The organism is Burkholderia sp. LMG 13014 (assembly GCF_905232215.1).
GTDB lineage: Bacteria > Pseudomonadota > Gammaproteobacteria > Burkholderiales > Burkholderiaceae > Burkholderia.
On record NZ_CAJNKE010000166.1, the window covers coordinates 1 to 11,144 of the forward strand.

At 67.8% G+C, this 11,144-nt stretch carries 10 protein-coding genes and 2 riboswitches; of the genes, 2 read left to right on the top strand and 8 right to left on the bottom strand.

All coding sequences use genetic code 11. The features are described from left to right. The coding region (locus JYJ84_RS17750; protein ID WP_275890727.1) for a thiamine pyrophosphate-binding protein at window positions 1-504 on the bottom strand (504 nt) is incomplete at its 3' end. 360 nt (window positions 505-864) lie between these two features. Between JYJ84_RS17750 and vapB the strand changes: the two genes are divergently transcribed. Together vapB and JYJ84_RS17760 are read left to right on the top strand one after the other, a co-directional pair. Further along, complete coding sequence (gene vapB, locus JYJ84_RS17755) at window positions 865-1,101, top strand: type II toxin-antitoxin system VapB family antitoxin (RefSeq protein WP_122944105.1); 237 nt, start codon at window positions 865-867, stop codon at window positions 1,099-1,101. Next, window positions 1,101-1,502 (top strand): type II toxin-antitoxin system VapC family toxin, encoded by a 402-nt coding sequence (locus JYJ84_RS17760; RefSeq protein WP_122944106.1) that lies wholly within the window; start codon window positions 1,101-1,103, stop codon window positions 1,500-1,502. The genes vapB and JYJ84_RS17760 overlap by 1 nt, the downstream gene beginning before the upstream one ends. A gap of 66 nt (window positions 1,503-1,568) precedes the next feature. Here the strand turns inward: JYJ84_RS17760 and JYJ84_RS17765 are convergent, their stop codons facing one another. The 7 genes from JYJ84_RS17765 to JYJ84_RS17795 all read right to left on the bottom strand — a co-directional run bounded on the left by JYJ84_RS17765 (window position 1,569) and on the right by JYJ84_RS17795 (window position 11,014). Further along, window positions 1,569-2,957 carry an L-serine ammonia-lyase gene (locus JYJ84_RS17765; protein ID WP_175222273.1) on the bottom strand — a complete coding sequence of 463 codons (1,389 nt, stop codon included), beginning with the start codon at window positions 2,955-2,957 and terminating at the stop codon, window positions 1,569-1,571. A 30-nt stretch (window positions 2,958-2,987) separates the two neighbouring features. Next, window positions 2,988-4,124 (bottom strand): alginate lyase family protein, encoded by a 1,137-nt coding sequence (locus JYJ84_RS17770; RefSeq protein ID WP_205189333.1) that lies wholly within the window; start codon window positions 4,122-4,124, stop codon window positions 2,988-2,990. 151 nt (window positions 4,125-4,275) lie between these two features. Continuing rightward, on the bottom strand, window positions 4,276-7,203 hold the full coding sequence (gene gcvP, locus JYJ84_RS17775; RefSeq protein ID WP_175222274.1) for an aminomethyl-transferring glycine dehydrogenase: 2,928 nt from the start codon (window positions 7,201-7,203) through the stop codon (window positions 4,276-4,278). Window positions 7,204-7,347: 144 nt separating this feature from the next. After that, a complete protein-coding gene (gene gcvH, locus JYJ84_RS17780; RefSeq protein WP_175222275.1) occupies window positions 7,348-7,728 on the bottom strand; it encodes a glycine cleavage system protein GcvH in 381 nt (126 codons plus the stop codon). A 118-nt stretch (window positions 7,729-7,846) separates the two neighbouring features. Then, window positions 7,847-8,965, bottom strand: a complete 1,119-nt coding sequence (gene gcvT / locus JYJ84_RS17785) for a glycine cleavage system aminomethyltransferase GcvT (RefSeq protein ID WP_122944110.1) — start codon at window positions 8,963-8,965, stop codon at window positions 7,847-7,849. An 84-nt stretch (window positions 8,966-9,049) separates the two neighbouring features. Then, a riboswitch (glycine riboswitch) is annotated at window positions 9,050-9,183 on the bottom strand. A 33-nt stretch (window positions 9,184-9,216) separates the two neighbouring features. Beyond that, window positions 9,217-9,319: riboswitch (glycine riboswitch) on the bottom strand. A 114-nt stretch (window positions 9,320-9,433) separates the two neighbouring features. Continuing rightward, on the bottom strand, window positions 9,434-9,796 hold the full coding sequence (locus tag JYJ84_RS17790) for a hypothetical protein (protein WP_122946578.1): 363 nt from the start codon (window positions 9,794-9,796) through the stop codon (window positions 9,434-9,436). Between the two features lie 159 nt (window positions 9,797-9,955). Beyond that, window positions 9,956-11,014 (bottom strand): oxidoreductase, encoded by a 1,059-nt coding sequence (locus tag JYJ84_RS17795; protein WP_175222276.1) that lies wholly within the window; start codon window positions 11,012-11,014, stop codon window positions 9,956-9,958. Window positions 11,015-11,144: the final 130 nt, after the last annotated feature.

Consider the following 11,144-nt stretch of genomic DNA (forward strand, 5'->3'; position numbering starts at 1 on the left):
GAGCACGACCGGGCCGGGACGGCCGGACGTCGCGATGTGGAACGCATGGCTCAGGTATTCGGGAATGCGGCGCGGGTCGTCGATCTGCGCGACCCATTTCGCCATCTGGCCAAACATCCGCCGGTAGTCGATTTCCTGGAAGGCTTCGCGGTCGAGGTGCTCGCGTGCGCACTGGCCGACGAACAGGATCATCGGTGTCGAATCCTGGAACGCGGTGTGCACGCCGATCGACGCGTGGGTCGCGCCGGGCCCGCGCGTGACGAACGCGATGCCGGGGCGGCCGGTCAGCTTGCCGACGGCCTCGGCCATGTTCGCGGCGGCCGCCTCGTGGCGGCAGACGACCGTCTGGATGCGTGCGGTGTCGTCCGCCAGCGCATCGAGTACGGCGAGGAAACTCTCGCCCGGCACGCAGAACACGCGTTCGACGTGATTGGCGAGCAACGCATCGACGAGCAGTCGTGCGCCGGTGGTGGCGTGCTGCTCGAGATCCTTGGAATGCGACATGGGCTGCCGTCTCCCTGGGTAGCGGGACGTACAGCTTACGCCCGTTGACGGGGCGCCGGTGCGCCGGCCGCTGAAAAGTGTCGGAACGCAGGGGGATTCGTGGTACGCGCTTCGGGTTCGGCCGAACGGCCAGCTTGTGTGCGCGCCCCCGACGCTGAAAAATCAGGCGCTACGAATGTCGAGCCGGCTCGCTTGCCGTGGGCGCCGCGAATGGGGCCCTATCCGGAATGAACAGACGGCGTGCCGGCGTTCGCTTTCGAATCGATATCAGGGTGAGCGCACATGTACACACATGGATTTACATCGTCGGCCAAGCGGATATACTGTACATCCACGGTACATCCGGATGTTGGGGGCGACATGCATACGACGAGGGTATTTCGGAACGGCAACTCGCAGGCCGTGCGAATTCCTGCCGACCTGGCCTATGAACGCAGTGATATCGAACTGGAAATCGAGCGCATCGGCGACGAAATCCGTATTCGGCCGGCGCGGCGGCCGTTGACCCGCGTCCTCGAGAAATTCGCGCAATTCGGGCCGGATTTCATGGCTGAAGGGCGTGGTGACCACGAGCAGGCCGAACGCGAGGGTTTGTGATGCCGCGCTACATGCTCGACACCAACATGTGCATCTACCTGATGAAGAATCAGCCGGAGCAGGTTGCGAGACGATTTGCGCAGTGCTACACGGGGGACGTCGTGATGTCGGCGATCACGTATGCAGAGCTCGAGTACGGCGTCACGACGTGCGCGAGCCCTGCGCGGGAGCGCGGCAATCTTGCCGCGCTGATCGACGACATTCCGGTCGCGCCGTTCGACGTCGCGGCTGCGCAAGCGTACGGCCCGGTCCGCGAGGCAACCCGCGAGCGGAAGAAGGATCACCTCGACAAGCTGATCGCCGCTCATGCGGTGTCGCTCGATGTTGTCCTCGTGACCAACAACGAGCGGGATTTCGACAGTTATCCGGGATTGCGGCTGGAGAACTGGCTGGACGATTGATGCCGGGTACCGTGTCCGGCGGTCACGCGGGAGATTGATCCGTCCCGCGCGGCCACCCGTGCGGCATCAGCACTCGACGATATTCACCGCCAGCCCGCCGCGCGACGTTTCCTTGTACTTCGTCTTCATGTCGGCACCCGTCTCGCGCATCGTCTTGATCACGGAGTCGAGCGACACGTAGTGCGAGCCGTCGCCGCGCAGCGCCATGCGCGCCGCGTTGACCGCCTTCACCGACGCCATCGCGTTGCGCTCGATGCACGGGATCTGCACCATCCCGCCGACCGGGTCGCAGGTGAGGCCGAGATTGTGTTCCATCCCGATTTCGGCCGCGTTCTCGACCTGCTGCGGCGTGCCGCCGAGCACGGCCGCGAGCGCGCCGGCCGCCATCGAGCATGCGACGCCCACTTCGCCCTGGCAGCCGACTTCCGCACCTGAGATCGACGCGTTCAGCTTGTAAAGGATGCCGATCGCGGCAGCCGTGAGCAGGAAGTCGATCACGCCCTGTTCGTTCGCACCGGGCGTGAAGCGCGTGTAGTAGTGCAGCACGGCCGGGATGATGCCGGCCGCGCCGTTGGTCGGCGCGGTGACGACCCGGCCGCCGGCCGCGTTTTCCTCGTTGACCGCGATCGCGTACAGGTTGATCCAGTCGATCATCGACAGCGGATCCTGCAGCGCGCGCTCCGGGCTGCCCGTCAGCGTGCGGTACAGCTGCGGCGCGCGGCGCTTGACCTGGAACGGGCCGGGCAGGTTGCCGTCGGCTTCCGGGTTGCCGATCCCGCAGCCGCGCGACACGCACGACTGCATCACGGCCCAGATCTTCAGCAGGCCGTCGCGCGTTTCTTCCTCGGTGTGCCACGCACGCTCGTTTTCCCACATCAGCTGCGCGATCGACTTGCCGGTCGACTCGGTCAGCGCGAGCAGCTCGGCACCGGTGCGGAACGGGTGCGTCATCTGCTCGGCCGCGCTCAGCACCTTCGTGTTCGGTGCGCCGGCCGTCACGACGAAGCCGCCGCCGACCGACAGGTAGGTGCGCTCGACCAGCACGTTGCCGCTCGCGTCGGACGCGCGCAGTTTCATGCCGTTCGGATGCTCGGGCAGCGCCTGACGGTAGAACGCGATGTTCTCCTTCAGCACGAACGGCACCGGATGCGTGCCGAGCAGCGCGAGCTGCTTCGATTTGCGGACGTCTTCCAGCCGCGCGTCGATGGTTTCGGGATCGACGGTGTCGGGCGCGTCGCCGAGCAGGCCGAGCATCACGCCGCGGTCGGTGCCGTGGCCCTTGCCGGTCGCGCCGAGCGAACCGTACAGCTCGACCTTCACGTGCGCCGTGGCGTCGAGTTGCCCGTCGCGCTCGAGGCCCTGGACGAACATCAGCGCCGCGCGCATCGGCCCGACCGTATGCGAGCTGGACGGACCGATACCGATCTTGAAGAGGTCAAAGACGCTGACTGCCATGTTGATTCCTGCCTTGCTTTAAGAATAATGCTAGCGCGCCTGCAATGGCAGGCACGCGGCGAGCCATGCGGGCGGCGTTGGGGAAAGCTGTTGCGCGACGCGGGCATAGCGCCCGTCGAGCCGCGCGGCCAGATGAAAGAGTTCGGTGGCGTTTTTCGGGTCCCACTGCCCCGTGTAGCCCGGCAGGCCGGCCTCGCGGCGTTTCGCATCGAACGGCACCGGCGAATTCACGAATTCCTCGTGCGTCTTCTCGCCGAGCGCGTACGGCACGAGCCAGTCGAGCGCAACCGCGAGCGTCGCGCCGTTCGCGCCCCGTTCGCGCAGCCAGTTGCGGTTGAAGCGGCGCGCGGCGAGCGCGGCCGTCACCAGCGGCTGCAGGTCGTAGACCGCGTAGTGCAGCGCATCGCGTTCCTCGAAGTCCCAGGTCTTGCCGTCCGGGCCGATGTTGTCGGCGAGATGCTCGACAAACAGCCGCTGCGCGGCGTTCATCATCTTGCGATCGCCGAGCGTGAACGCGGACAGCGCGATCAGCTTGATCCGGTGGCTCTGCCAGTTGTTGCGCCAGGTGCCGGTGAGCGGGCGCTTCTGCGCGTCGATCTGCGCGACATAGCCGGCGCCGAGCTTCGCGATGAACGCGGCCGTCGCGTTGCGGGTCTTCACCGGCAGCGCGCTCGCGGTCATGTCATACGCGACGATCAGGCTTTCAAAACGTGTTTCGTCGATCGGGTTGAAGCTCGGCTGGTAGGTCGCGACCCACGCGGACAGGAAGCGGTCGACGAGCTGCAGGTAGCGCGGCGCGTTCGTCACGCGCCACGCGAGCGCGGCATCGCGCATCAGGTCGAGATCCTTCAGCGCGGCCGCACTTTGGTCGTAGATACCTTCGTGCGGCAGCGTGCCCTCGGTGTGCACGCGCGCCATCGCTTTCGGCTGCTCGCCGATGCGCGCGTCGACGCTGCGGATCAGCGCCTGGATGCCCGGCTCGGCCTGTGTCGTCTCGCTCGCCTGCAGTGCCGGCGCCGCGCAGAAATTCATCGCCGCGCGCGAGCTGCCGGCCGCGCCGAGGCCGGCAGCGGCAAACGACAGCGACGCGACGAGCATCGGCACGACGCGGCGCGCGCGCGGCCGCCCTTGCATTGCACCATGGCCCGGAAACATCGGACGCACCATGCGGAACTCCTTCATTGGCTGGATCGCGTGTGATGTTAGCCGGATTGTCGGGCGAACGTGAACCGGTTCGAGCGGCGAACAAAAAAACCGCACGCAACTCCGGGTTGCGTGCGGTGTGGTCACCATCGGGCGGCTCCTGGCCTGGCGTGCGTTATGCGTATTCCGACATCGGCACGCACGAGCAGAACAGGTTGCGGTCGCCATAGACGTTGTCCGCGCGGCCGACCGGCGGCCAGTACTTGTTCGTGCCGAGCGACGCGACCGGGTACGCGGCCTGCTCGCGCGAGTACGCGTGCGGCCATTCGTTCGCGGTGACGACGGCCGCCGTGTGCGGTGCGTGACGCAGCGGGTTGTCCTCGCGGTCGGCGCGGCCTTCCTCGACCGCACGGATTTCGTCGCGGATCGCGATCATCGCGGCGATGAAGCGGTCGAGTTCTTCCTGCGATTCCGATTCGGTCGGCTCGACCATCAGCGTGCCCGGCACCGGGAAGCTCATCGTCGGCGCATGGAAGCCGTAGTCCATCAGGCGCTTCGCGACGTCGTCGACGCTGATGCCGCTCGATTCCTTGATCGGACGCAGGTCGAGAATGCACTCGTGCGCAACCAGCCCGCCCGGGCCCGAATACAGCACCGGGTAGTGCGGCGCGAGGCGCTTCGCGATGTAGTTCGCGTTGAGGATCGCGGTTTCCGTCGCGGCAGTCAGGTTCTTCGCGCCCATCATCGCGATGTACATCCACGAGATCGGCAGGATCGACGCCGAGCCGTACGGCGCGGCCGATACCGCGCCGATGCCGTCTTCTTCGCGCGTGTAGCCGGTCGAACGCTGGTTCGGCAGGAACTTCGCGAGGTGCGCGCCGACTGCAACCGGGCCGACGCCCGGGCCGCCACCGCCGTGCGGGATGCAGAAGGTCTTGTGCAGGTTCAGGTGCGACACGTCGCCGCCGAACTGGCCCGGCGCGGTCAGGCCGACCATCGCGTTCATGTTCGCGCCGTCGACGTACACCTGGCCGCCGTGCGCATGAACGATCTCGCAGATCTCGCGGACGTTCTGCTCGAACACGCCGTGCGTCGACGGATACGTGATCATGATCGCCGCGAGGTCCTTCGCGTGCTCGTCGGCCTTCGCCTTCAGGTCGGCGATGTCGACGTTGCCCTGTGCGTCGCATGCGACGACCACGACCTTCATGCCGGCCATGTGCGCGGATGCCGGGTTCGTGCCATGGGCGGACGCCGGGATCAGGCACACGTCGCGATGGGCTTCGCCGCGCGATGCGTGGTAAGCGTGGATGATCAACAGGCCCGCGTACTCGCCCTGTGAGCCCGCGTTCGGCTGCAGCGACACGGCCGCGTAGCCGGTGGCCGCGACGAGCATCTGCTCGAGCTGGTCGATCATCTCGCGGTAGCCGACGGTCTGGTCGGCCGGTGCGAACGGGTGGATGCCGCCGAATTCGGGCCACGTGACGGGCAGCATTTCCGACGTCGCGTTCAGCTTCATCGTGCACGAGCCGAGCGGGATCATCGAGCGGTCGAGCGCGAGATCCTTGTCCGACAGGCTGCGCAGGTAGCGCAGCATTTCGGTTTCGGAATGGTGGCGGTTGAACACGTGGTGCGTCAGGTACGCGCTCGTGCGCTCGAGGCCGGCCGGCAGCGCGGCGACGCCGGCGAGGCCCGCGTCCAGCGCGTCGACGGCCGGTGCGGTGCCGCCCGCGGCTTGCGCGAACACGGCGAGCAGATCGGCGAGGTCGTCGCGCGTCGTCGTTTCGTCGACCGACACGCCGACTTGCGTGTCGCTTACGCGGCGCAGGTTGATGCGCTTCGCCTTCGCGAATTCGTGAACCTGCGCGGTGCGCGCGCCGGTGTCGATCGTCAGCGTGTCGAAGAACGTGTCGTTGACGGTCGTGAAGCCGAGCTGCTTCACGCCGGCGGCGAGCAGCGCGGCGATGCGGTTCACGCGCAGCGCGATCGTCTTCAGGCCGTGCGGGCCGTGGTAGACCGCGTACATGCTGGCCATGATCGCGAGCAGCGCCTGCGCGGTACACACGTTCGACGTGGCCTTCTCGCGGCGGATGTGCTGTTCGCGCGTCTGCAGCGCGAGGCGCAGCGCGGGCTTGCCCTGCGCGTCGACCGTCACGCCGACGAGGCGGCCCGGCATCTGGCGCTTGAATTCGTCACGCACCGCGAGATACGCGGCGTGCGGGCCGCCGAAGCCCATCGGCACGCCGAAGCGCTGCGTGTTGCCGATCGCGACGTCCGCGCCCCAGTCGCCGGGCGGCGTGAGCACGGTCAGCGCGAGCAGGTCGGCCGCGACGACCACGTGGCCGCCGGCCGCGTGGATCGCTTCGGTGAGCGCGCGGTAGTCGCGCACGTCGCCGTTCACGCCCGGGTACTGCAGCAGCACGCCGAATGCGTTCGATTGCGCAGCGTCGGCGGCCGGGCCCGTCTTGACCTCGATGCCGACCGGCAGCGCGCGCGTGCGGATCACTTCGAGCGTTTGCGGCAGCACGTCGTCGGCGACGTAGAACACGTTCGACGCCGGCTTGCCGGTGCGCTGCAGCAGCGTCATCGCTTCGGCCGCGGCGGTGGCTTCATCGAGCAGCGACGCATTCGAGATCGCGAGGCCCGTCAGGTCGGCGACCATCTGCTGGAAGTTCAGGAGCGCCTCGAGGCGGCCCTGGGAAATTTCTGGCTGGTACGGCGTGTAGGCCGTGTACCACGCCGGGTTTTCGAGCACGTTGCGCAGGATGACGGCCGGCGTGTGCGTGTCGTGGTAACCCTGACCGATATAGGAGCGGAACACCTGGTTCTTGTCCGCGAGAACCCGCAGCGCGGCGAGGGCTTCGGCCTCGCTCTTCGGCTGCGCGAACGGGCCGAGCGGCAGCGTTTCGGCGCGGCGGATCGAGGCCGGGATCACGGCGTCGATCAGGGCGGCGCGCGACGCGAAGCCGAGCGTGTCGAGCATGGCCTGCTGGCTGGCGGCGTCGGGGCCGATGTGGCGTTCGGCGAACGCATCGTGCGTTTCGAGCGCGGCGAGCGAGAGGGGCGTGCGGTTCATCAGGCGGTCCGGGTGTTCGAGCTTCATGGCGTTCCTTGGTCGGCCCAGGCTGGCGCTTGCGCGCCGACTCGGGCCCCATGCTGTGCGGTCGACCCGGGGCAGCGCGTTGACGCCGGCCCGGGTTCCGCGCGGGGCAGGGCGGCTGACCCGTCCCGCGCGATTCAGGGAGGGTTAGTCGATCAGCTTGCTGTAGGCGGCAGCGTCGAGCAGGTTGTCGGTCGATGCGCCGGCCGCGAGCTTGATCTTGAACAGCCATGCGTCATACGCATCGCCATTCACGTCTTCCGGCGTGTCGACCACGTCGGTGTTGATCGCGACCACTTCGCCGGTCACGGGCGAGTAGATGTCCGATGCGGCTTTCACGGATTCGACGACGCCGATCGCGTCGCCTGCCTTGACCTGCGTGCCGACTTTCGGCAGCTCGAGGAACACGATGTCGCCAAGCGTGTTCTGCGCGTGATCGGTGATGCCGATCGTCAGCGTGCCGTCTGCCTCGGTGCGGATCCACTCGTGTTCGTCGGTGTATTTCAGCTCGGCCGGGACGTTGCTCATCGGATGCTCCTGATTAAAAGGGTTTGTTCGTTTTGCTGGCGCGCCGCCGGGGCGCGCCGGGTGTGGTGTTGCGCCGGGCGCCATTTCCCGGCTTCCCGGGAGGCGGGCCTCCCGGCCGTTACGCAGCGAGGACCTTGCCGTTGCGCACGAACGGCAGTTTTACCACGCGCGCGGGAAGATTCTTGTCTCGAATTTGCACCTGGACCAGGTCGCCGATCTGGACGGCCGCCGGCACGCGCGCGAACGCGATCGATTCCTGCATCGACGGCGAGAACGTGCCGCTCGTGATCTCGCCTTCGCCGTGCGGCGTGACGACCTTCTGGTGCGCGCGCAGCACGCCGCCCGCCTTGCCGTTTTCCTTCTGCAGGATCAGGCCGACGAACGCGGCGCGGGTGCCGTTGGCTTCCAGTGCGGTGCGGCCGACGAAGTCGCGCGGCGCGGAGAGGTCGACCGTCCACGCGAGGCCCGCGTCGAGCGGCGACACGGTGTCGTCCATGTCCTGGCCGTACAGGTTCATGCCGGCCTCGAGGCGCAGCGTGTCGCGCGCGCCGAGCCCGCACGGGCGCACGCCGTTTTGCTGCAGCGCGTTCCACAGTGCTTCGACGTGCACGGCCGGGACGATCACCTCGAAGCCGTCTTCACCCGTATAGCCGGTGCGCGCGACGGTGAGATCGCCGAACGGCGTGCCGGCGACCTGCGCGGCGTTGAACGGCTTCAGCTCGCTCGTTGCGGCGCGCGCGGCGGGCACCGTCGCCCAGGCCTTTTCGCGGGCGTTCGGGCCCTGAACGGCGACGATCGCGAAATCGCGGCGCGGCGCGATCGTGACGCCGAAGCCGCCTTGCTCGTTCAGCTGGTTGAACCACGCGATGTCTTTCTCGGCGGTGCCGGCGTTGACGACGACGCGGAAGAATTCTTCGGTGAAGTAATAGACGATCAGGTCGTCGATGACGCCGCCCTGCGGATTGAGCAGGCACGAGTAGAGTGCCTTGCCGGGCGTCTTGAGCTTGCCGACGTTGTTTGCGATCGCATGCTCGAAGAACGCGCGCACGCGGCTGCCGGTGAAATCGACGACGCACATGTGCGACACGTCGAACATGCCGGCGTCGCTGCGCACGGCTGCATGTTCTTCGATCTGCGAGCCGTAGTTGACGGGCATGTCCCAGCCGCCGAAGTCGACCATGCGGGCATTGAGCGCGCGGTGCGCGGCGTTGAGCGGGGTGTGATTCAGTGCAGTCATCGAGGCCTCAGGCAAGGCGCTTGCGCGCGGATCAGAACGGCCATGTGCCGACCACCGCGGCCGACGGCCTGCGAGCGATCCGGTACATGCCCCTCTGTCCTCGATACCTGAGAGATTGCGCTGCCGGCCAGGCCTGGCGAACGCGCGCCCCTTCGGTGGGCAGCTTGCCCGCGCAGCAGATGCGCTGCGGGCTACTGCCGCTCTCCAGAGTGCGGGGAGAGTATGGCCCGCGCAATGCGCGGACGGGATTCCCCGACGCGGTCGGTCCTTTTGCCTGAGAGTTTGCGGGTGTGCCCCTTCGGCGGCGCAACCGGGTTGAAACAGCCCGGTCACACGCTCTCCCGACGCGTGCGGGCGACTGTACGCGAGCGGGTGGGCATTGTCAATTTGAGCAAAAGAATGTCGCTTCGCGACAAGCGGCGGCAACCGGTGCCGCCGCTTTTTTCCGCACCGGCGGGCGCCGGCGCGTTACTCGCCGATCGCGCGTGCGGCCGTGTCGAGTTCCTGATTCAGCACACGCTGTTCGTCGCCGGACAGGCCGCCGCTATGCTGCGCGGACATGTCGTTCGATTCCTGGCGGATCACGTCGAGGCGATGGTGAAGCTGCGCACCGTAGGGCGGCGGGTAGTAGCCGCCGTTCACGCGCGCATCGATGCGGCGGTGCAGGTTGTCGATCCGGCCCTGGATCTGCTGCAGCCGCTCGTTCGCGACGACCTGCGGATTGGGCCGCGGCGGGGGCGCCGGGCGGACCGGCTGCGGCGGCTGCACGATACAGGCCGCAAGTGAGGAAACCAGGACGCAGCACGCTGCCGCGCGAATCAACCGTTGCATCAACATTCTCCTGACGGATTGGTGTCGGATCGACTTTTTTGAGAAACGCGTCAGACCGGTCGGGCGCTGACTTTCGTTCCCCCGGCATTTGTAACCGAATGTTCCGGCTGATCCAACGGCACGTGCGCCGGCCGGCCATTACCGGCCGGCGCGCGGGTGTCAGATCGTGCGGCGCACGAACGGCAGCCGGCGGCCGTCGTGCTCGCTCTGGGCGGCGAGCTCGATGATCGTCATCACGTCGACGGCGTCTTGCGCGGTGACGGGGAACGGCGCGCCGTCGCGGATCGATGCGGCGAGCGCGCGGTAGAACTCCGCATACTGGCCGTCGAGCGTCGGCACCGGGCGCTCGACCTCGACCTCGACGTCGCCGTCGAGCACGCGCAGCAGGCCGGGCGGGTTGCCGCCGCCGAATTCGACGTCGTCCGCGGTGAGGCCGGCCTTGAGCTGGTCCTCCTGCGTGTCGAGCCCGAACTTCTGGTAGCTGCCGAGCGTGCCGTGCAGCGTGAAGCGCGCCGGTTCGATCGCCGACAGCGCGCTCGCATGCAGCGCGATGTCCTTGTCCGGATAGCCGAGTTGCAGATGCACGAAATCGGGCGCCGTGCCGTTGTCGCGGCGCGTCTTGACGGTCGCGCCGACCGTTTCCGGCAGGCCGAACAGCGCGAGCGCCTGGTCGATCAGGTGCGGGCCGAGGTCGAGCAGCAGGCCGCCGCCGCGGGCAGGCTCCTCGCGCCAGCGCGTGCGCGGCGTCGGCCGGAAGCGGTCAAAGTGCGACGCGAAATAGGTGAGCCGGCCGAGCTCGCCCGATTCGACGATGCGGCGCACGGTGAGGAAATCGCCGTCCCAGCGGCGGTTGTGGAACGGCGCGAACAGCCGGCTGCGCGCGTTCGCGAGCCGCGCGAGCGCGAGCGCTTCGTCGGCGGTGAGCGTGACGGGCTTGTCGACGACCACGTGGCGGCCGGCTTCGAGCACCTGGCGCGCGAGTGCGAAGTGCGTGTCGTTCGGCGTGGCGATCACCACGCATTCGATGTCGTCGAGGCCGAGCAGCGTGTCGAGATCGGGGACGACGCGCGCGCCCGGATACGCAGCCTGCGCGCGATCGGGTTGCCCCGTTGCGATCGCGGCGACTTCAGTGCGGCCGCTCGTGGCGATCACGGGCGCGTGGAATGTCGCGCCGGCGAAACCGAAACCCATCAAACCAATCCTGAGCAATGACGACATGGCAATCCCTGGCTGCGAAGGAAACTAAAGGACGGTGCGCCGAGACGGCGCGAAGACGACCGGCTATTTTGGCATGGCGCCGCCGCTTGCACCGGCGCGTTCGGGCGAAACGCGCGGCGCGAGGCGGCGC

Bases quoted from the DNA above. Each gene is read 5' to 3' on its own strand.
- gcvT (WP_122944110.1), bottom strand. From the start codon at position 8,965: ATGACTGCACTGAATCACACCCCGCTCAACGCCGCGCACCGCGCGCTC.
- JYJ84_RS17760 (WP_122944106.1), top strand. From the start codon at position 1,101: ATGCCGCGCTACATGCTCGACACCAACATGTGCATCTACCTGATGAAG.
- gcvH (WP_175222275.1), bottom strand. From the start codon at position 7,728: ATGAGCAACGTCCCGGCCGAGCTGAAATACACCGACGAACACGAGTGG.
- vapB (WP_122944105.1), top strand. From the start codon at position 865: ATGCATACGACGAGGGTATTTCGGAACGGCAACTCGCAGGCCGTGCGA.
- JYJ84_RS17795 (WP_175222276.1), bottom strand. From the start codon at position 11,014: ATGTCGTCATTGCTCAGGATTGGTTTGATGGGTTTCGGTTTCGCCGGC.
- JYJ84_RS17765 (WP_175222273.1), bottom strand. From the start codon at position 2,957: ATGGCAGTCAGCGTCTTTGACCTCTTCAAGATCGGTATCGGTCCGTCC.
- gcvP (WP_175222274.1), bottom strand. From the start codon at position 7,203: ATGAAGCTCGAACACCCGGACCGCCTGATGAACCGCACGCCCCTCTCG.
- JYJ84_RS17790 (WP_122946578.1), bottom strand. From the start codon at position 9,796: ATGCAACGGTTGATTCGCGCGGCAGCGTGCTGCGTCCTGGTTTCCTCA.
- JYJ84_RS17770 (WP_205189333.1), bottom strand. From the start codon at position 4,124: ATGGTGCGTCCGATGTTTCCGGGCCATGGTGCAATGCAAGGGCGGCCG.